Annotated in this window: 12 protein-coding genes and 1 pseudogene; 4 read left to right on the top strand and 9 right to left on the bottom strand. The window is 70.4% G+C overall.

What is annotated here, in order from left to right; all coding sequences use genetic code 11:
• Positions 1-175 precede the first annotated feature (175 nt).
• The 4 genes from ACWDAS_RS33420 to ACWDAS_RS33405 form a co-directional block, all read right to left on the bottom strand.
• Positions 176-1,186 (bottom strand): GlxA family transcriptional regulator, encoded by a 1,011-nt coding sequence (locus tag ACWDAS_RS33420; protein WP_450398401.1) that lies wholly within the window; start codon positions 1,184-1,186, stop codon positions 176-178.
• A gap of 40 nt (positions 1,187-1,226) precedes the next feature.
• Positions 1,227-2,318: a GlxA family transcriptional regulator gene (locus tag ACWDAS_RS33415; RefSeq protein ID WP_450398399.1), complete on the bottom strand. Its 1,092-nt coding sequence runs from the start codon at positions 2,316-2,318 to the stop codon at positions 1,227-1,229.
• 224 nt (positions 2,319-2,542) lie between these two features.
• Entirely contained in the window at positions 2,543-3,547 is a 1,005-nt protein-coding gene (locus ACWDAS_RS33410; RefSeq protein WP_450398397.1) for a helix-turn-helix domain-containing protein, read from the bottom strand.
• A 486-nt stretch (positions 3,548-4,033) separates the two neighbouring features.
• Positions 4,034-7,459: a S8 family peptidase gene (locus ACWDAS_RS33405; protein WP_450398395.1), complete on the bottom strand. Its 3,426-nt coding sequence runs from the start codon at positions 7,457-7,459 to the stop codon at positions 4,034-4,036.
• 719 nt (positions 7,460-8,178) lie between these two features.
• Here ACWDAS_RS33405 and ACWDAS_RS33400 point away from each other — a divergent pair.
• Positions 8,179-8,856: a hemerythrin domain-containing protein gene (locus tag ACWDAS_RS33400; RefSeq protein WP_450398393.1), complete on the top strand. Its 678-nt coding sequence runs from the start codon at positions 8,179-8,181 to the stop codon at positions 8,854-8,856.
• An 85-nt stretch (positions 8,857-8,941) separates the two neighbouring features.
• Here ACWDAS_RS33400 and ACWDAS_RS33395 read toward each other — a convergent pair whose 3' ends face one another.
• The 3 genes from ACWDAS_RS33395 to ACWDAS_RS33385 all read right to left on the bottom strand — a co-directional run bounded on the left by ACWDAS_RS33395 (position 8,942) and on the right by ACWDAS_RS33385 (position 10,922).
• The gene (locus ACWDAS_RS33395) at positions 8,942-9,361 is read right to left on the bottom strand and encodes a transposase (protein ID WP_450398391.1); all 420 of its coding nucleotides are present in this window, start codon (positions 9,359-9,361) and stop codon (positions 8,942-8,944) included.
• Complete coding sequence (locus ACWDAS_RS33390) at positions 9,295-9,435, bottom strand: hypothetical protein (RefSeq protein ID WP_450398420.1); 141 nt, start codon at positions 9,433-9,435, stop codon at positions 9,295-9,297. Before ACWDAS_RS33390 ends, ACWDAS_RS33395 begins: the two co-directional genes overlap by 67 nt.
• A gap of 851 nt (positions 9,436-10,286) precedes the next feature.
• Positions 10,287-10,922 (bottom strand): CBS domain-containing protein, encoded by a 636-nt coding sequence (locus ACWDAS_RS33385; RefSeq protein ID WP_450398390.1) that lies wholly within the window; start codon positions 10,920-10,922, stop codon positions 10,287-10,289.
• A 216-nt stretch (positions 10,923-11,138) separates the two neighbouring features.
• Between ACWDAS_RS33385 and ACWDAS_RS33380 the strand changes: the two are divergent.
• Positions 11,139-11,556 (top strand): annotated as a pseudogene (locus tag ACWDAS_RS33380) (transposase); the annotation flags it as partial.
• A 282-nt stretch (positions 11,557-11,838) separates the two neighbouring features.
• Positions 11,839-12,483 (top strand): aggregation-promoting factor C-terminal-like domain-containing protein, encoded by a 645-nt coding sequence (locus ACWDAS_RS33375; RefSeq protein WP_450398388.1) that lies wholly within the window; start codon positions 11,839-11,841, stop codon positions 12,481-12,483.
• Positions 12,484-12,576: 93 nt separating this feature from the next.
• Here the strand turns inward: ACWDAS_RS33375 and ACWDAS_RS33370 are convergent, their stop codons facing one another.
• Together ACWDAS_RS33370 and ACWDAS_RS33365 are read right to left on the bottom strand one after the other, a co-directional pair.
• Positions 12,577-16,644, bottom strand: a complete 4,068-nt coding sequence (locus ACWDAS_RS33370) for a carboxypeptidase regulatory-like domain-containing protein (RefSeq protein ID WP_450398418.1) — start codon at positions 16,642-16,644, stop codon at positions 12,577-12,579.
• Between the two features lie 792 nt (positions 16,645-17,436).
• Positions 17,437-19,929: a SpoIIE family protein phosphatase gene (locus ACWDAS_RS33365; RefSeq protein WP_450398386.1), complete on the bottom strand. Its 2,493-nt coding sequence runs from the start codon at positions 19,927-19,929 to the stop codon at positions 17,437-17,439.
• Positions 19,930-20,260: 331 nt separating this feature from the next.
• Here ACWDAS_RS33365 and ACWDAS_RS33360 point away from each other — a divergent pair, with 331 nt between their 5' ends.
• Positions 20,261-21,157, top strand: a complete 897-nt coding sequence (locus ACWDAS_RS33360; protein WP_450398385.1) for an RNA polymerase sigma-70 factor — start codon at positions 20,261-20,263, stop codon at positions 21,155-21,157.
• Positions 21,158-21,213: the final 56 nt, after the last annotated feature.

Genomic DNA, 21,213 nt, shown 5'->3' with positions numbered 1-21,213 from the left:
AGGGAATCGTCTGCCGATGACAGCTACCAAAGCGGCCCCTTTCGGTTACGGACTCGGCAACGTGCAGGAACTCCGGCGGATTTCCGGATCCGGCGCGAGAAGGAGGCCTTGGCCCGTTCGGCGGGAAGCGCGGCCGAATATGCGGGCGGGCCGGAAGAAAAAGGCGAGGGGGCGGTCAGTGGGCGTGGGCCATGGCCGACTGCGCTGTGAGGGTGGTCCTGAACCGCGCCCGGTACGTGCCCGGGGTGACGCCGCGTTCCCGCTGGAAGGCGCGGCGCAGGGTCTCCTCGGAGCCGAAACCCGAGCGGCGGGCCACGACGTCCAGCGGGTCGGTGCCGGACTCGAGCAGCCCCTGTGCCGCCTCGAGGCGGATCTGCTCCACAAAGCGGGTCACGGTCATCCCGGTCTCGGTGCGGAAGAGCCGGGTCAGCTGGCGCACGCTCACACCGACCCGCCCGGCCACCGCCTCCAGGCTGTGATCGGCGGCGGGGTGGGCCGTGACGTCGTCCATCACCTGCCGCACCACCTGGTGGCGGGGCTGCCGGGCGGCCTGGCGGACGCTGAACTGTGACTGGCCGCCAGGCCGGGCCATGAAGACCACCAGATACTTCGCCGCCGCACGCGCCACCTTGGGCCCGAAGTCCTCCTCGACCAGCGACAGGGCCAGATCGATACCGGAGGTGACCCCGGCGGAGGTGATGACCTTCCCGTCGCGCACGAAGATGGAGTCGGCATCGACCTGGATGCAGGGGAAGTGCCTGGCCAGGTCGCCGGCCAGGCACCAGTGGGTGGCCGCTCGGCGCCCGTCCAGCAGTCCCGTGGCCGCGAGCGGGAACGCGCCGGCGCACACCGAGGCCACCCGGCGGGAGAATCCGGCCAGGCGGCTGATCCCGGCGATGAGGGGGGCGTCCGACACCGCCGTGCGCCAGTCGGGGCGGCCGGGAATGATCAGGGTGTCGATTCTGCCGGTGAACTCCTCCAGGGCCACATCCGCCGCCAGCCGCGCACCCGCCGTGGTCACCACCTCCCGCCCCCCGCAGGAGGCGGTCAGCAACCGGTAGCGGGCGCCCTGGTCGTTCGCGGCGGCGAACACCTCCAGCGGCCCGGTGACGTCCAGCAACTGGACGCAGTCGAACAGCACCATCACCGCCAGGTGCGGCCGGCTCCGCCCGCTTCGCCCGTCCATGGGAAAATCCTCCGCCCGCCCCACCTGCGGGGCAAGGCGTTCACCCACCGTGAGCCGGCCCGCCGTCCAGCGCGGCTGCCACCCGGCCTGCGGGCACTGCGCCGCCGGATCCGGAAGACGCCCGGGGGGATTCCGGCTGCGTGGTACGGAAACGCGCACGGTAGGCGCCGGGGGTAATCCCGAATTCGCGTTGAAATGCACGGCGCAGCGTTTCGGCGGATCCGAATCCGCTCCTGCGGGCGACCGTGTCCAACGGGTCGGTGCCCGACTCGAGCATCCCCTGCGCCGCCTCCAGGCGGATCTCCTCGACGAACCGGGCGGCCGTGGTGCCGGTCTCCTGACGGATCAGCCGGGTCAGGTGGCGCACGCTCACTCCCGCCCGGGCGGCCAGTGCGTCCAGCCGGTGATCCCCGTGGGGAGCGGCCGCCACGGCGTCCAGCACCGCACGGACCGTCGCGCTGCGGCAGTACCGTGCGCGCAGCCGGACACTGAACTGGGACTGCCCGCCGGGCCGGGCCATGAAGACCACCAGGTCCTTCGCCGCGGCCCGTGCCGTCTCGGGCCCCAGGTCCTCCTCCACCAACGACAGCGTCAGGTCGATGCCTGCCGTCACGCCCGCCGAGGTGATGATCCGTCCGTCACGTATGAACAGCGCATCGCGGTCCACGTGCACCGACGGGAAGCGGGCGGCCAACTGGTCGGCCTGCCGCCAGTGGGTGGCCACACGGCACCCGTCCAGCAGACCCGCGGCCGCCAGCGGGAAGGCCCCCGCGCACAGGGAGGCCACCCGGCCGGCCGAGCGGGCCAGCCGCGTCAACTCCCCGATCAGCCCGTGGTCTTCCACGGGCACGCGCCAGTTGGGACTGCCGGGAACCATGAGTGTGCCGATCCGCCCGGACCACTCCTCAAGCACCCCATCGGCGGCAAGCCGCAACCCGGACGTGGTCCGCACCTCCTTACCACCGGGCGACAGGGCGACAACCCGGTAGCGGCCCCCGTGGTCGTTGGCGGCCGCCAGAACGTCCGTCGGCCCGGTGACGTCCAGCGCCTGCACCCCGTCGTAGAGGACCATCACGACGAGGTGGGTGCGCGGGCGCCAGTCCGCGCCGGCCGGTCCGTTCGAGGTGATCATGACTGCCAGGGTCGGGCCATGCCTTGCGGCGGGGCAAGGACCGATACCCCTCGTATCCGGCCATCACCGCGCAGGAGCGCCGAAACGGGGCCGGCCGGGCGGAGTGCGGGTGGCGGGCGGTCGGCTCCTGGCCGCTCCGGCGCTCACGACGGAAGCGGAGTTCGGGCAGCGGCCGCGCCGCCGGCCCCTGTGGTGCTGAACGGCGGGTCGGCTCCCGGGCCGTGTCACAGCAGTCCGGCTCGGGCGGCGTACCAGCCCAGTTGCATGCGGGTGGTGGAGCCGGTGAGGGACATCAGCCGGCGGATACGCCGGTGGACCGTGCGGACGCTGACGCCCAGTTGGGATGCCAGCGCCTTGTCGGGCAGGCCGGCCAGCATCAGTGCGAGCAGCTCGAGATCGTCGCCGCCGACGGTGGTCAGCGCGTCGTTTTCCGGCCCGGCCTCATCGTGCGGCTGCAGGGGCACCGAGCGGTCCCAGACGTACTCGAACAGGGCTGTCAGGGCGTCCACGATCCCCGTGGTGCGGATCAGGAGGCAGCCGGAGGCCATCTCCTGCTGGTCGCTGCGGACCGCGATCATCGCAAGGTGGCGGTCGGCGATGACGAACTTGCTGGGCAGGACGGTCGCGGCGCGGGCCTGTTCACCGGCGTTCAGGTAGTCGCGCAGCTGCTCTCGCGCGCCGGGCTGGGCCAGTACGGCCCGCTCGTAGACGGCCCGGTAGCCAACGCCCCGCTCCAGCATCTCCAGCTCCGTGTCGTTGCGGTCCAGGGCCAGGGCGAAGGGCAGGCGGGTGAAACTGAGCACCTCCTGGCGGGCCGTGCGCTGCAGGTGCACGAAGCACTCCCGGACTTCTTCGGGGCTGCGCAGGAGCTGGACCGGCGGGCCGACCCCGACCGCACGGCTGCGGTAGGTCTGCATCAGTGTGTCGATGCGTGACTGGACCTTCAGCAGGGCCAGCTGGCGCTGCATCACCGCCGCCGCCACCGCGACGTCGGGTGCCACGGCCGTGTACCGGCCGCCCGCGGTGTCCTGCCTGGCCACGAGCCCGAGCGCCGCCAGGGTGGACAGGTCCCCCGCCGCGGCCTGCGCAGGCACATCCAGCATGTCGGCGAGCCGCTCGGTGTGCTCGCCGCCCAGCGCCAGCAGCGTCAGGTAGATCCTCTCCTGGGCCGGGGAGAGGCCCAGCGGGGCCAGGTGGGGTTCCGCCTCCTGGCCGGGTCCCTGGTCCATCACGTTGACCTGCACACTTGCCTTTCAGGTTCGGTTCGCTCCCGACACAGGGGACACACCTGGCTCGGTCTCGTCTTCCGCGGCCCTGCTGCCCGGCCCCCATGAAGGCTGGCAGACCTGCGCCGGCTCGGTAACCGCACGGCAGGCCAGCATTGCCTCGCACCGGGCCACTCCCCCACTCCTCCTCCCAGACGTCGCATCACCTTCCGCCCGGCCGCCGGCGGGACGGTACGGCCGGCAGCATCAGGGCTCTGGGGGCCCGGCAGTACCGGCCCTTGATCAGGCGCCGGCGAACACCGTCGAACGCCCCGCCGGGCAGGGGCGTCCCTCCCCCGTGCTCCACGGCGCACCCCTGTCCGGTGAGGGTGCCGGACCGGCGTCGCGGACGGGACCGGCGCCCTCCTGCACAGCCTGCCGCGTGCAGGCGGAACCGCATCCGGCGGGGACGGGTGCCCGTCCCCGCCGGATGCGGCCTGTGGTGAGGACTCAGCGGGCGACCAGGATCGCCTCGTTCAGAGTCTGGTCGACGGAGCCGCCGTCGGCGTCCCGGGCGGTGACGTGGAGGGCGACCATCTGACCGGCCGCCAGGGCGCCGCTGGGCAGGACACCGTGGTAATGGCCGTCCTGGATCTCACCGTACGGCTTGCGCCAGGTCTTTCCGCCGTCGGTGGAGTAGCTGACCTGAAGCGAGGTGATCCGGCTGGACCGCGCGCCGTCCAGTCGGTGCACATCGACGGTGATGGGCAGGGCGTGGGCCGGTCGGGCTTGGTTGTTCTCGTCCAGCGGGATGCGGTAGTCGAGGTTGAGCAGGGGCAGGGAAGCGGTGCCGTCCGTGACGGGCTTGGTCCGGAAGGTCCACACGGTGTGCGTGTCGTTGCCGCTGGTGAGCTTGCCGGGGGTCGTGATGTCGCGCTGGACCTTCCAGGTGGCCGGGGCGGACGGCGCGGGCAGGTCGAAGCCGCCTTGGTAGTCGCTCCAGTCGGCGACCAGCCGGCCGTCCCGCCATGCCTTGGTCTCGTTGCCCCAGCCCGGCTGCGATCCGGCGGGGTTGTCGTTCCACAGGCTGTTGCCGGCGGTGTCGGTCAGATCCCAGGCCAGCATCTCCAGGGTGTGCGCATCCAGCCGGCCGGTGCCGATCGTGGTGAACGGGCCGGCGAGCTGGTCCTCGTGTGTGCGCTCACCGGTGCGGTAGTGCTGGGGCCGGACGCCCATCAGCTGGGTGCTCTCCCGGTTGCTGGAGGAGTTGTGGAAGTACCAGCGTTGCCAGTCCAGGCCCGGGCTGACGTACTCCGTCCGCTTGATGGGCAGGGCGATCTGCTGATGCGGGGGCCACAGGAAGAACAGCGGCTTGCTGTTCGCGGAGGGCAGCCGTCCCTCGAAGTCGCCCCGGCTCTGCTGCGGGTAGTTGAGGTTGCGGTAGTCGGCGTCGATCCGGGCCAGCTTTGCCACGTCCCCGCTGGAGAGCACGTGGCGCATGCCGGCGGGGAAGGAGGTGCCGTTCCAGGCCAGGTCGTACACCTGGGAGGCGTGCGCGGTGTCATCGGCGTGCGCGGCATCCACCAGCCGGAAGTACTGCTGGGTGTTCAGGGTGCCGTGGACGACGGGATCGTCGGTCTGGCCGGCGTAGAAGGCGATATCGGAGGAGCCGTTGGTGGCCATGTCGAAGAACGCGATGTGACCGATGCCGTCGGCGCTGGCGCGGTTGGCGTTCACATAGGTGGTGGCGGTCGCGACGTGCCGGCTGGGGATGTCGGCCGTGACGGGCGATGCCTTGCGCATGTCCAGCACGACGTGCTTGCCGGGGGTGACCGTGATCTCGGGGACGTTCATCACGGCGGCGGCCAGGCGCCCGTCGGGCTGCGTCTGCTCGACGCTGAGGGTGAAGGCCAGGTGCTTGCCCTCCGGTAGCAGCAGTGTCGTCCCGCCATTGGGGATGCTCACGCCGGAGGGGTGGTCGGTGTCCAGGTCCAGCACCGGGCCGTAGGCGATGGCGGGGTTGCCGTCCAGGCCGAGGGCGGACAGGTGCAGGGCGCACAGGTCGGACTTCTCGAAGCCGATCGCCAGGTGCAAGGGCGCACCGCCGCCGGTGGGGGTGGCCACGACCTGACCGGAGTACTCGCCCTGCAGGGTGCCGCTCGGGTCGAGGGCGAGGGTGAGGGTCTTGGACCCTCCGGCGGGGACGGTCAGGTGGCCGGCGGACAGCGTCACCATCCCGGCCGGGGCCGGCTCGAGGTTGCTCAGGGCGGTCAGCTGGGAGGACAGGTCGAACGACTGGTCGGTGGTGCCGGTGTTGGTGAGAGTGACCTGACGGGTCACCTCGGTGGTGCTGTCGCACAGCAGCCGGCCGAAGTCGAAGGTCCCGCGGTCGGGGACGACCTGCTGGTCGAGCGCGGCAGCGGCGTCCAGCCGGCCGGCGCCCTGGTCGGAGCCGAAGACCACACCCGGCGCCGGGCCGCCCAGGGTGTGGGAGCTCGACTGCAGGACCGACTTGAGCTGCGCTGCGGAGTAGTCGGGGTGCTCCTGGGCCAGCAGGGCGGCCGCGCCCGCGACGTGCGGGGTGGCCATGGAGGTGCCGGACAGGGCGGTGTAGTACTGATCGACCGGGCTGCCCAGCGAGGTGCCGGCCGCACGGTCCTCGACGATGCCGTCACCGGGGGCGGAGATGTCGGGCTTGAAGGCGCCGTCGATGCGCGGGCCGCGGGAGGAGAAACGGGCCACCGCATCGTCTTGGTCGGTGGCCGCCACCGTCAGCGCGGCATCCGCCGCGCCGGGCGAGGCGATGGTGTGGGTCCTGCCGCTGTTGCCGGCCGCGACGACGAACAGGGTGCCGTACTGGGCGGTGAGCTTGTCGAGGGCCTGGCTGTCGGGGTCGGTGCCATCCGTCGGCTGCCCGCCCAGGCTCAGGTTGGCGACCTTCGCGCCGTGCTGGGCCGCCCACTCCATGCCGGCGATGATGGAGGAGTCCATCCCCTCGCCCTGGTCGTTGAGGACCTTGACGTTCAACAGGCGGGCGCCGTAGGCGGTGCCCCTGCGTGCCCCGCCGGAGGCGGCGCCGGTACCGGCGATGGTGCCCGCCACGTGGGTGCCGTGGCCGAAGTGGTCGACAGCGTCCGGGGCATCGGAGAAGTTGACCGATTCGCTGACCTGGCTCACCAGGTCGGGGTGGGTCGTGTCGATCCCGGTGTCGATGACGGCGACCTTCACACCCTCGCCCGTGGCGCCGGCAGACCACGCCGCCGGGGCGTTGATCTTCTGAAGGTTCCAGTCGAGACCGGCGGCCTTGACCTTGCCGTCCAGCCACACGTGCCGGACACCGGCCAGCGCACCACCCAGCGTGCCGACAGCCTTGTGGCCGGCCAGCGCGCTGCGGCCGGCCGCAGCCAAGGCTGTTCCCAGCCCAGCGGCGGCCTTCGAGCGGACCTCGCCGACGGCGGTGGCATGGATGCTGCTCAGCTCCCGGCCCGCGCGCACCGACGCCCCGCCCAGCGCGGCGGCCCGCGCCCCCGGGCCGTGCTGCACGATCAGCGGCAAGGACGAGGCGTGCGCGTCGTCGTAACCCTCGCGGATGAGCAAACCGACGTCGAACAACCGCTCGTCCAGGACCGATCCCAGCAGCGGCGCCATGTCGCTGGGCACCACCCGCACCTCCCCGCCGGGTCCGGTCCAGGCGCTGAAGACCACATGACGCCCGGGTATGTCGGCAGGCTCCACCGTCACGGCCGGGTGGCCGCCGGTGTCCTTGCCGACCCTCACCCGGTCCCCGGTGATCAGCGTCACCGTGGTGGCCGTACCCGTACCCAGCCGGGTGGCCTTCGAGGCGGCGGGCGCCGCGCCGGCCTGGGCGGGCAGGGCAGCAATGCACAGCGAACCGGCGGCCACGACAGCCGCCGCGGCCGTATGAAGACGTTTCAACAGAACTGACTCCTTGGATCACAAGCAGGCAGGCAGAAGATGTGCCGCATGTCCCGACACAGGCCCGGAACTTCGTGGATTCACCTGCCGGGCACCGACATCCTTCAGCGCCCGCTGTCGATCACGGAAGGGCCTCGCGTGGCGAACAGGAGTCAGCGTCAGGAAGTGGTCAGAAGTGCCCCGGCCGGGCCATCAACTCGGCCGCCCCTGGACCACGTGCCAGGGGTCACAGGCATGCGCCGCCGGGGGCTGAGCCGGGAACGCGTGGTGAACCCCTCGCAACAGTTCGGCCCGGCTCTGTTCGCCGACGAGAGGGAGTTGTTGCAGGTCTGTCTGCTCGGCTCGGTGGCCGGCACAGGCGTGGACCGACTGCTGCGACGCCGTCTGCGCATTCCCGGGCCGTGCACCCACCGGCTCACCCAACCGGCCACTGCCTTCTCGTCCGTGATGTCACAAACGGTCACTGCAAACGCTGCCGTTCGAGGCGGCTTCGACTTCAGCGATCTCGCCGGCTGTCAGCGCCGTACCCGATTCCCGGTAGCTCGTTGCCGGTTCGAGAATGTGCCGGCGCAAGCCACGGACCCTGGAAGTGGTCCTTCAGCAGCGCCTGGCAGGCCGAGGGGCGAGTGGTACTTGCGGGTGGTCACCGACAGGGCATACTCCCGCCACAATAAGTCACCATATTGACAATAAGTCTCTCCAATGAATAGGTTCGGTAAATGACGAAAGATGCCCCCGAGCACTCCCCGGCGGTCGTTGCGACTCGGCGCGCCCATCAGGTCCACCGTGTTGCCACCACGCTGCTGGCCGAGGCGGCTGTTCGCCCCTCGGTGCCGCTCGGCGACCTGGCGCAGCTGCGCGACTTCGTCGTCGCAAAACTGCGCCATCACCACGAGACCGAGGACAACGATCTGTGGCCGCGGATCGTCTCTGCGGCGCCGGCCACGGAGCACGCGCTCGCAGCCCTGAGCGAAGAGCACGAGCGACTGGACGTCGCGCTCGACCGGCTGGCCTCGGTGAACCTGAGCGGCAATGGGGTTGACGACGGGGCCGGTGAGACCGCCGGCACAGGCCGAGGCGGTACCGGCCTCGGTGACGGCGGCGTGGCGGAGAGAACCCGGGCCGCGCTGCGGAACACGGCCGTCGCGGTGCGCGACAATGTGCACGATCACCTGGCCCATGAAGAGCCGGTCCTTATTCCCGCGCTCCGCGACCACATCAGCCCCGCAGAATGGCAGGAGTTCGCGCAGCGGGTGGGCGCGACCACGCCGCCTGTGGTCAGAGACCTGCTGGACGGCTTCCTCGACAAGCAGGGGGGCCCCGCGAAGGTGGAAGTGCTGCTTGCGAGCCTTCAGGCGATGGGCGACCTGCGGATCCTGCGCGGGACCGGCTCATAACCTCCGTCCCCGTCCCATGGCCGGACGCGGCGGATGTCGTGATCAGGGGCGACCGCGCGGTTGCGGTCGCCCAAGTCACCGCGGCTCAGGCCGCGTGGGGGAATCCAAATGCAGGTCGGTGACGGTGAGCACGCGCACCGTGCGGGGCTCGCGGCGCCCGTGCCCGCGGCCGCGCCGGTAGTGGCGGGAGGTCACCTCGGTCCAGGCAGTGCCGCAGCGCCGTGAACAGCGCAGGCTGGTTCGCCTTCACCATCAGCAGGTAGTGCGCCTGCTTCTGCTCGGCCAGGAACCGGGCGTGCTCGCGCTGGGTGTGCCATGCGTCCGCGGTGACCGTGACCCCGAGCGGGTCGTAGGGCGCGAGCAGGGCGGCGAGGCAGGTGACCTCGTTGGTGCGGTCCGGCAACCGCAGTTGTCCGACAGTCTGGCCGGCCCCGGTCATCACGGCGAGGAGGTGTGCGGCCGGCGCGTCGTCGTGGCGGGAACCCCGGGCGGCCGTGCCGTCCACAGCCAGCCAGGCGGCCCAGCCGGGTCGGCGCCGGTCAGCTCGGCCAGACCGCCGGTGCAGACCGGGGAGATCACGCGGCGGATCGTCGCCGTGTTGGGCGCTGTCGGCGTACACCGGGCGCGCGCGGGCACCGAGCCGGGCCGGCGTGTGCTGCGGGGCCGCGGCTGCCCAGTGGCCGATCGCCGCATACGAGCGTGCCCCGCCAGCACCGCAACCAGTGCGCGCCGCCTGCCGCGCCGGTGGCGCGGGTCGGGCAGCGTGGCCAATCGGTCCGCCAACCACGCGACACCGCTCTGTGCGCGCGTCGGAGACTTGTTCAGACACACGGTGGAAGACTGGCGGCACATCGAAACTCAGGTGGTGGCAGGCGACTTGGCGGTTACCTTCACAACCGGAGTTTCGTTGCGTTCGCGACGGCCACGCAGCCGCCGGCCACACTGGCCTGGCCTGCAGACTCACGTGATCACCGGAACTTTGAATCAGCCCTGCCGGAAAGGGGTGGCAGCCGTGAGGAAGGAGGTGGTGCCCGTTATCCGAATGCCGACGCCGCGTATAGGGGCGGGTGAGCCGGCGGAAGGCAACGCGTCGGCAAGAGCCGGGCCAGAGCACAGACGCACCGCCACAATCCGGACCTTCCCGCTGTCTCCCCGACTGATCTCGGGCTGCGGCGGAAGACTGCCGCAGCCAGGTCACCGGGACCCTGGCTCCCCACGGATCCTCGTGCACCGCACGGCGCAGTCGCCAGACGTCACTGTCCGACGACGGGGCGACCGCCCCCGCGAGCAGGCCGGGCCGTGCCGACCGCGCCACAGCCCAACCCCCACCGGGTCCGTGTAGGCGCCCCCGCGGCGGCGAGCCCGGCCAGGGCGCCCGCCGGCAGGCGATACGCGCCTTCCGCGACGTCAAGTGGCGTCGCCCCGTGGGCCTAGCGGATGGCGGCGAGGTGGGCGTCCACGGCGACGACACCGTCGACGCCCTGGCACAAGCCCACGATCACCAGGATCAGACGCTCCGGGACGTGACCCCGCAGGGTGACGGCCCCGTCCCGGACCTCGACCGCGACGGTGCCCTCCTCCAGGCCGAGGATGCGCCCCAGGACGTCCTGCTCGACCTCGCCGCGGATCTCGGCATCGGAGCGGACGAAGATGTCGAGCAGGTCGCTGCGGCTGACGATGCCGACCAAGAGCCCGTCGTCGCCGACCACCGGCAGCTGCTTGACGTGCCGCCTGCGCAGTTCCCGCGCGGCCCGGGGGACCGTCCAGTCGGCGCGGGCGGTGAAGACGGGGCTGCTCATCAGCTCGCCCGCGGTCCGCGCCCGGGCCTTGCCCCAGGCGCGCTCGTCGTCGTCCTCATCCCGCCCGCGCGGATCGGGCATGCCGATCTCGTGCCGCAGCACGTCGGAGGCGGACACGACGCCGACGGGGGCGCCGTCGTCGACAACCGGGGCCGCGGCGATGTCGTTCGCGTCCAGCAGGGCGGCGACCTCGTGGAACGGCGTGTCGGTGCGGAGGGTGACGACCTCCTCGGTCATCACGTCACCGACCGTGCGGCGGTGCAGCATGGCATCGGCCTCCTCCGTGGTGCGAGGGGGCGGCCGCGGTTCGGACCGCCCGGACGGACGACGCGCGGACGCCTGCGACGGCACCTCCCGGGGCAGCCGCGGGCCCCGCCGGCTCATCCACGCCGCCTCCCCACCATGACAGCACCACACCGCCCCGGCGACCAGTGACGTTCGGCCGGACAGGGAGAGCCGGCTGTCCCACGACCCGGGGCCAGTCGGCACGCGGCGACCATCCGCACGATCTTCGCCGAGCCCACCGCCCAGGGGTACGTGCTCAGCTGCGGACCGTGGCCGACATGCTCGGAGCCCAGCCCCCGAGGTCGAGGCGGTGCCGCCGGAGGCGGAGGAGGACCTGACGGCCTTCGCGGTCTTGCCTGAACGACGTGGGAAGAAGATCCAGTCGACGAACCCGCTGGAGCGGGTCAACCGCGAGATCAAGCGTCGCATCGATGTCGTCCAGGTCTCCCCCGACGACGACACCCTGCTGCGGCTGGTCACCGCCGTGCTCTTCGAAATGCACGACGAGTGGATCGCCTTCCCCCGCCGCTACCTCCCCGAAGGCAGCATGGAGCAGATCTACCCCGCCGAACTCCCGGAAAGCGCCCCCGCGCTCCCCAGCGACCGAACTGCTTGACACAGAAAGGTTCCAAGCCGTTGCGCTGTCGTGCCCGGTTGGGGCAAGCTGTCGCTTCTGTAAGGCCCTGCCCATGGCTCACCCGTGATCACCAGGTGTACGGAACCTCGGAATTGAAAGGTGCGCCGCGGGCCGCCCGCGCTGCATCAGCGGGTGCCCGCCTCCGACGGGCGCCCACCGGTCCAGTGGCTTCTGCCACTGGCGCACGACGATGAGGCCGGTACGCAGGGGCATGTTCACGTCCGTGAGGTCACCAAGCGGGCGATGCTGGAAGGAAACCGTGTGAGCCGGATCTCGGTCCGGGGATTCGCGGTGGCTTCGGCCACTGCGGTCACCACCGTGGGTGCTGTCGTCGGTATCGCCTCCGAAGGCGAGCAGTCGGGCCCGCAGCCCGTCGCCGCCGCCGACGCGACGACCGTCCTCGCGGACATACCGGCAGGCCAGCAGGTTCAGCAGGCCTCGCTCACGCAGCAGGTGCAGGCGCAGACGGACGCCGCTGACGCGACCGCGCGGAGGACCGCCGAGGAATCGGCCCGCAGGCAGGCCGCCAAGGACGCCACAGCCCGCAAGGAGGCCAAGGAGAAGGCCGAGGAGAAGCGGAAAGCCGCCACCCTGGTCGTGACGGCTTCCCACTCCACCGCCGAAATCCAGGCGATGGCGCGCGAAATCATAGGCGATTCCTCCCAGTTCCAGTGCTTCTCGCAGATCGTCACCCGTGAGAGCGGCTGGAACTACACCGCGACCAACGCCTCTTCCGGCGCGTACGGGCTCGTCCAGGCCCTGCCCGGCACCAAGATGTCCACCGCGGGCGCCGACTGGCGTACCAACCCCCGCACCCAGATCAAGTGGGGACTGAACTACATGAACGCCGCCTACGGCAGCCCCTGCGGCGCCTGGTCCTTCTGGCAGGCCAACCACTGGTACTGAGGAGCCGTTACTCCCCCACCGTGGTGAGCTCGGGGGGGTGCGCCGACGGCCCGTTGCCCGGGCCGTCGGCGCCGTTCCCGGCGCCTGCCCCGGTTACTTGCGCTTCAGGGTGAAGTTCGCGGTGACCGTCGCTCCCTTCTTCAGCTTCACCGTCGTGACGGTCGGCTGGTAGCCGTCCTTGGCGACGATGACGGTGAGCGGGTTGTTGCGGACGTCGAGCCACAGTCCGTATGTACCGTCGGCGGACGTGGTGAGTGTGTAGGACGAGGCCCAGCTGTCGATCTGTACGGTCGCCCCGGCCAGTGGCGCGGTACCGCCGGTGGCCTTGTTGCCCAGGACAAGACCGGTGATCTTCCCCCAGGTCCTGGGCGGGTCGACGTGCAGGCTGACCGGGATGCGCGGCACGGAGTACGGCGTGTCGGTGCCCACGCTCAGGCCGGCGGTCAGGTCACCGGGCTGGGTCACCGAGACAGCGGTGGCGTCCAGCGAGACGGTGACGGTCGTGCTGGCCCCGGGCTGCAGGGTGAGCTCCTGGACGCTCTCGCTCATCCAGTCGACGTCGCTCGCCCCGCCCTGGTCGTAGCCGGGCAGCAGCTCGACCTTGCTGATCGGCCTGGCGGGGGCGTTGCCGCCGCCGACCTTGTAGAAGCCGGGTGCGCCGCCGCCGCGGTACGTGGCGACGTTGGCGTTGGGCAGAGTGCCCCAGGTGCCGGAGCTCGGGTCGAAGGCCTGGCTCCGGTTGGTGAGGGCGTTGTTGCCGACACCGCCGACCAGCAGCAGACGGCCGTTGGCCGCGGTGTAGGCGGAACCCCACTGCGGGGCCGGGACGTCCGCGAGCTGTGACCAGCTGTCGGCGCCCGGGTCGTAGGCGTAGGTGTGGATGACGTCGTTCTCAGTCGCGCCCAGACCGCCGGCGCAGTAGATCTGGCCGTCGATGGCACCGCACGCCTCCCACGAGATGGGCTCGGGGTAGGCGGCGATCTGGGACCAGCTGTCGGTGCTCGCGTCGTAGACGCTGGCGTCCGTGGTGCCGCAGGAGTCGGCGGCGCATCCGCCGATCATGTAGAGCTTGCCGTCCAGGACGGCGGTGCCGGAGCCGGCGTACGGCTTGGGCGCGGACGCGCCGGTGGTCCAGCTGTCCGAGTCCGGGTCGTAGATCTCCAACTTCGCGTCAGGGGCGCCGGTCGGACCCCAGCCGCCGGCGACGTAGAGCTTGCCGTCGATGAACCCGTGCGCGGGGTCCTCTCGGGTGTCGGACGCGCTCGCCAGCTTCGTCCAGCTGCCGGCGACCGGGTCGAGGACGTACAGGTCCTTGACGTCGGTCGATCCGTTGTACCCGAAGGCCGAGTAGACCTTGCCGTCCAGCGTGTCGACAGCGTTGTCCATGATGGCGGCCGGCAGGTCCGGGGCCGTCTGCCAGGTGTCGTCGGCCGGGGCCGCCGCGGTCGGCTTGGCCGTGCCGGCCGCCGCGTGGGCCTTGCTGGACAGCGGGTTGAAGTCACCCTTGACGGTCTGCAGCTCGGCGCCCTTGACCTGTTGGGTGAAGCCGCCGGACTGTTCGCCGAGCTTGACCGTGGCGGCGGCGCCGCCGGTGTTCTTGACGGTCAGATTCTGCGTCTTGGAGCCGCCCCAGGCGACGGAGGCGGAGACGGAGGCCGGAGTGACGGTGACCTTGCCGGCCTTGAGCTTGAAGTTCGCCTGGACGGCGCTGTCGGCCCCCGGTCTGACGGTCTTGGTCAGCGAGGTGTACTTCGCCTTGGCCGCGGTGAAGGGGTGGCTGCCGAAGGCGGTCGAGACGAACGAGTAGAAGCCGTCGGGCAGGTTCGGGTCGTCGGGGGTGGCCGTCGTGGTGGTCTTCTCGGCGGGCTTGTCCTGGCTGGTGACGGTGGCGCCGACGATGCCCGTGTCGGTGTTGGCGTCGGTCACGGTGCCCACGACCAGGCCGGCGGGGACGGCAGTGAGCTGCCGGTCGCCGATGAAAACGTTGTCGACGGCCCACCACCAGCCGAAGCTCCCGGTGAAGTGGAAGCGCAGCTGCACCTCGGGCTTGCCGGCGAAGTCGGACAGCGACGCCTGGACGTGGTCGCCGGTGACGTCCGAGCCGGGCGACCAGATCCTGGTCCAGTTCTCGCCGCCGTCCGCGGTCGCCTCGACGGCTGCGGACTGGCCGCCGTACTGCTTGTACTCGGTGTCGAAGGCCACCTCGGGGTCGTTCTTCCCGGTGAAGTCGTAGACGGGGCTGACCAGTGAGGTGTCCTGGGTGGCGCCACCGCCGAAGTGGTCGCTGTCGATGATGGCGAACGCGCCGTCACCGCCGGTGTGGTTGCCGCGGCTGCCCGGGTCGTCGAACTGCCAGCCGCCCGTGGTGTCCTCTGCGTTGACCACCTTCCAGTCGGCGGGCGGGGCGTCGGTGGCGTCGAACGGTTCGGTGGTGCCGGTCACGTCGACCCGGTATCCGGGCGGGTTCGCCGTCCAGGCGTCGACCGGGACCGCGATGCCCACCGTCTGCGCGGAGCCGCCCACGGTGATCGTCTTGCTGACGGTCTTGTAACCGGGTGTGGCCGACGCGACGTGCAGGGTGTAGGAGTGCCCCTGGGGCAGGTCCAGGCTGTACGCACCGGTCGCGGGGTCGGTCCACACCACGCCGGGGACGCCGTCCGCGGTGATCTTGGCGTAGAGCGGCCAGCCGTGGCCGGAGCCGTCGCTGACCTTCCCCGCGACCGTCTGGCTCGGCACCGGGGAGAGGCTGAAGTTCTTGGTGACCGTGGCGTCGTCGTCGACCACGATCCCGTCGGCCGAGCCCTCGGCGTAGCCGAACGCCTCGACGGAGACGTCGTAGGTGCCGGTGGGCACGGTCAGGGAGTAGGCGCCCGAGGCGTCGGTGTGGGCGATGCCGGTGCCCGCAGTGACCGTGGCACCGCTGACCGCCTTGCCGGTGGCGCTGTCGGTCACGGTTCCGGCGATCACGCCGTGCGCGCCGGTGCGGAACGCGGTCAGACCGGCGGGTGTGCCCAGGCCGGTTGGGCCGTCGAAGCCCGTGGTTCCGTTGCACAGGTACGACGGGGAGCAACTGCCGTTGCTGCCGGTGGTGATGTCGTTGATCCCGCTGCCGGCCTCGTACGGGTAGGAGTTCGGGTAGGTGCCGGGCTTGGGGGTGCCGGCGACGGCGTACACCGAGGCGATGATGGGCGACGAAACGCTGGTGCCGCCGTAGACCGCCCAGCCGCCGTGGCCGTAGGTCTGGTAGACCGCCACGTCCTCCGCGACGGCCGAGACGTCGGCCAGTGCCCGCTTGTCGCAGCCCGTGTCGTGCTGGAAGGCGGGCTTGGGCTCGTACAGCGAGCAGCCGGAACCGGCCAGGCTCCAGGCGGCTTCGGTCCATCCACGGGGGGTGGACGAAGCGCGGGTCAGCGTGGTGCCGCCGACCGCGGTCACGTACTGCGAGGCGGCCGGGTAGCTCACGCCGTAGCCGTAGTCGCCGGTGGACGCGGTGATCGCGACTCCGGGGTGGTTGTAGTGGGCGTCCAGCACCGTGGTCTCGGACGGGTCCTCGCCGTTCCCGCCGCGGTAGTCGGTGCCGTAGGAGTTGGAGACGTACTTCGCACCGAGCGCGACCGCCTGGTCGACGGCGGCGGACAGGCTCTCGAAGCTGTTGTCGTCGGCTTCGACCAGCAGGATGTGCGCGTTGGGCGCGATCGCGGAGACCATGTCGAGGTCGAGGGAGATCTCGCCGGCCCAACCGGGGTCCGGCGTGGGGTAGTCGGTGCCGCCGCGCTGGTCGACCTTGCGGAAGCATCCGTTGTCCGTGGTGCAGGCCGGCAGCCCGAACTGCGCCCGGTAGACGGCGAGGTCGGCTTCGGCGGTCGGGTCGTCGAAGGCGTCCACGATGGCGACGGTCTGTCCGGCGCCCCCGTCGGTGGGCAGGTCGTAGGCGCTCTGCAGATCACCGGCGCCGTAGCCGGCCGGCGTGTCCGCCGCCCGCATCAGGCCCTTGACCGGCTTCACGTCGGTGCGGCGCAGGGCGAAGCAGTTGAAGTGGCCGGGCTTGGCGGTGTCACAGGTGGGTTCGAAGGAGGGGCGGGCGTCGGTGGCCGAGGCAGCGGACTTCGCGCCTGCGGCACCTGTGGCTAATGCCGGTGCTTGTATTCCGAGGACCGCCATGGCGACGGCGCCGAGGACGGCCAGCCCCCTGATCGCCGTCCGGCGGACGGGGTTTGTGGTTCTCGCTGGTCTGCGCAACGTGACTCCCATGCGTGCTTGCAGGGATCGAGCCGTGGACGGATCCCGGTCGACGGCGAACGTCCGAGCGTTCACCGGAGCCAATTAGCGAGTTCCGCTCTGTTCATGTCAACAAGGACGATCAGCGCCACTGGTGACGGAAAGTGATCATGTGAGTGCTGCAAGTGCGCAGCCCGACATGATTATTGGACGCTTTGGGTGGAATGCGCATTCCTGTGTGTTCGCTGAGTGAACGCCGCGTTTCCGTTGATCGTGAGTGTTCACTGCACGTATCGAGGGCGTGAATACGACACGCGACGGAAAGCCGCCAGCACCCTCGGGGAACCGATCAAGGTTCCCGGACGGCTTTTTGCTGGTCAACTGCCTCTCTGGTCACAACTCGGCGGCCGTAGTGCCGCCCGCCGGAAATGTCCCCGCGTGACGCCCCCTCCGTCGCGGTCTCCGTGGTCACGCCACACTGCACGCGGTCCTGACGGCGCCGCTGCATCCGCAGAGCCCGCTTGCGGCGAGCCCAATTGCTGCCGAGACGGACGCCTGAACAACGGGCCCATCACACCCGACGTCGAAGTCCCGGAAGCACGGGGACGTGGCCATGCGTCGAATTCCGCCACGGAATGGCTCAGAAACCAAGAGCCCTGCCATAAGGCCTCATGACCACAAACTTCGAACCGCCGGCTCTTGCCTTGCAGGTTCGGGCCACTCATCACCCATTCCCTATGCAGCACTGGGCTGCCGCGAGCGTGACAACGGCCGGGGGCCGGAGGTCGCGGGTATGTCTTGTTCCACCCAGACGACCTTGCCTTTCGACATCAATCGTGTTCCCCACCTATGCGACATCTGAGCGACGAGGAGGAGGCCGCGGCCGTTCTCGTCCGTGGAGCGTGCGCGGCGTGGACGTGGGGCGCAGGTGTCGGTGTCGGACACTTCGCAGGTCAGGACTCCGTGTTGTCTCAGGCTCAAACGGATGGGGCCGGTGCTGTGGCGGACTGCGTTGGTGACCAGTTCGCTGACGATCAGCCTCGTCGAGTCACCGAGACCGCCCAGGCGCCCCAGGCGGTCAGCTGACCCTGCTGCCAGGTCGCGGGCACTTCGCACGGCGGTCTCGTCGTTGGGCAGTGTCCAGGAGGCGACCTGGGCCGCGTTCAGGGATCGGGTCCTGACCAGGAGCAGGGTGGTGTCGTCGCACGATGGCTGCCCGGAGATGGTGTCCGTGGCACGCGTGCAGAGTTCTTCCAGGGACCGGCCCGGTTCCGCGAGGAGGGTGCCCAGGCGGCGCATGCCGTCCTCGATGTCGCCGTCGCGGGTCTCGATCAGGCCGTCGGTGTAGAGGGCGAGGAGGCTTCCTTCGGGTAGTTCCAGTTCCACGGTCTCGAAGGGGTCCCCCAGGCCGATACCAAGGGGGGCTCCAGGGGGAAGGTCGGGGAAGGTGACCCGGCCCTGCGGGTCGACGATCACGGGCGGAAGGTGCCCGGCCCGGGCCATGGTGCACTTGCGGGTGGCCGGGTCGTAGACGGCGTACAGACAGGTGGCGCCCACGGCCCCGGAGGCCTGGTCCGGGATATCGCAGTCCTCCTCGGCCAGTCGCTGGACCGTGTAGTCGAGGTGGGTCAGCAGTTCGTCGGGGGGTAGATCCATGTCGGCGAGGGTGCGCACGGCGGTGCGCAGCGTTCCCATGGTGGCGGCGGCGTGCAGGCCGTGCCCGACCACGTCGCCGACGACGAAGGCCACCCGGGCACCGGACAGCGGGATCACGTCGAACCAGTCGCCACCGACGCCGTGGTCCATGTCGGCGGGCAGGTAGCGCGACGCCGTCTCGACTGCTGAACCGCCCTTCAACCGGCGCGGCAGCAGGGTGCGTTGCAAGGTGAGGGCGGCGGCGTGCTCGCGAACGTACCGACGGGCGTTGTCCAGCGCGAGGGCGGCGCGGTTGACGAGCTCTTCGGCCAGGAGCAGGTCGGCCTCGTGGAACGGCGTCCGGTTCTCGGTGCGGACGAAAATCACCACGCCCAGCAGCGCACTTCGCACGCGGACGGGCACGACCATCAGCGAGCGCATGCCGGTCTCGCGGAACCCCCGGGCGCGTGCCGGCCTCCCCACGGCACGGGGCCAGTCGAGGTGCTGTTCCAGGTAGGGCTTGCCGGTGCGCAGGACAACGGCGCGCGGCGACGCGGACGACGTGGGGACCGAATCGCCGCGCGTCAACGGGGATTCCCGGAGCCCCGGATGAATCGAGGCCTGCGCGGCCCGGCGCAGCACGGGAACACCCTCGGCCGTGGTGCCGAGGTGGACAGCCGGCCCCCTGCCGAACGGGACGGACTGCTCCAGGTCGACAGCGACGTAATCGGCGAGCAGGGGTACGGCGAGGTCGGCCAGGCCCTGGCTGGTCTGCATCACATCCAGGCTTTCGCCCAGTCGTGTATTGGCCTCGGAGATGGCGGCGATGCGCTCGCGCATCCGCCGGCTCTCGGTGACGTCGGCGCTGATCACGCACACTCCCACCGTTTCGCCGTCGGCGCCCTTGAGGCAGTGGTAGGCCCAAGCGAACGGGTGCTGCCGCCCCTGGGCGGTGGGCAGCCATGCCCGGTACTCGTGCACTTTGGTAGCGCCGCGCTGGAGGACCTGCTGCATCAGTGCCTCGAGGGCTTCGGCCTTGGCTCCGGGCAGAGATTCGGGGAGTCGCCGTCCGAGCCGTCGGTCAGCGGGGATGCCGTCGTGCTGCTCCATCACGTCATTGGTGAACGTGCACAGCCGCTGCAGGTCCCGGACGACGACTCCGATGGGCGTGCGGGCGAGGAGCGGGCCCCTCGCCAATCCGCTCAGCACGTCGCCGGACGGTGCCCCTGCGTCGGTCAGTGAGGCCAGCCAGCGTGTGGTCCCGTCCTGGCCTTGCAGTGCCGTGATCCGCAGGCCGACGTCGATCAGGTGGCCGCCGCGGTGGCGTACAGCCGTCGCGCCCGGCCAGCCGTTCTCGGCGAGGCAGCGCTCGACAAACGCCGAATTAGTGGCCGCCGCCTCGAAGGACGGCACCACCAGGGCGGCGGAGCGGCCCACGATGTCCCCGGCACCGTAGCCGACGAGCCGCTCGGCGGCCTGCGTCCATCCGACAACCGTGCCCAGTTCGTCGAACAGCGCGAATGCCCTGTGGGATATGCCGAGCCCGTTGAATTCCCTACCGAGGGTCACTTCCAGCATGCTGTCTGTCGTCATCGGGATGTCGTCCTTGTGCAACGAGGGGATAGAGGTCCGTTTTCAACTCATTTGGTTGAATGTTAAACCAGCTCCCGGATTTGCGACAGCTCCCGCAAATTCAACCGAAGGTCACTGCGCGATTACGCTCGGCATCGGGCCGAGAGTGCGGGACACCATCAGGCACGGCAGGGCACGGCACCCTTGGGCGCGGACAGCGCCCGCTCTCCATGGAACTGCACCTATGCGCATCGGAACCCGATCGCTCACGTGCAGCGGGACACCCGCCCGTCTCGGCGCGCGACCCTCTGTGCCCGCTAATAGCATGGTGATCACGAGTTGGAGGCCACTCATGCGCACGCGCGAGAACACAGACTCCCTTGAGCAGGCAACGAGGGATTTCATGGCGGCGCGTCCCCGACTCTTCGGCATCGCCTACCGCGTGCTCGGCAGTGCCGCGGAAGCCGAGGACATCGTCCAGGAGGCATGGCTGCGGTGGCAGACCGTCGACCATGCCGACGTCCAGGAACCGGCGGCGTTCCTCACTACGATCACCACCCGCCTGTCGATCAACCACGCCAAGTCCGCCAGGATGCGGCGCGAGACCTACATCGGGCCCTGGCTTCCGGAACCAATCGACACCAGCGCGGATCCGCAGTTGGGGGCGGAACGGGCAGAGGTGCTCGACATGGCGGTTCTCTTCCTCCTGGAGAAGCTGAACCCCGTGGAACGGGCTGCTTACGTGCTGAGGGAAGCCTTCGCCTACCCGTACAAGAAGATCGCGGACATCCTGGAGACGAGCGAAGCCAATACGCGCCAGTTGGTGAGCCGCGCCCGGAAGCACCTGGCAGCGGAACGCAGAGAGCCGGTCAGCTCTACCGATCACCAACGTCTGCTGAAGGCGTTCGTCACGGCGGCGCAAACCGGCGATCTGGCGGCGCTTGAGGAGCTTCTCGCGGCCGACGTGGTCAGCTACGCCGACGGTGCGGGAATGCGCGGGGCATCCAGGATCCCGATCGTCGGCCGCCCGCATGTCTCCAAGACCCTTGTCGCATACTCCCCGCGCTTCTGGCCCGAGACAGACATCCGCTGGGTAGAGGCCAACGGCAGGCCGGCTGCCCTTGTGACAAGCCACGGTGAGGCGGTGGCTCTTGTGACCGCCGATGTGTCGGAGCGCGGCATCGAGCGCATCATGTGGGTGGTGAGCCCTCCCAAGCTGGCTACCTATGTGGCGTCTCTGGACAGTTGAGGCAGTCAGGCAAATCGGCCTCGGTCGGCCGAACCGGTGTGCCTAACGTCCTCGGT

It is taken from the genome of Streptomyces sp. NPDC001070 (genome assembly GCF_053598835.1).
Note: the sequence above shows the minus strand (reverse complement) of the source record. Positions and strands in the feature narration are given on the sequence as shown.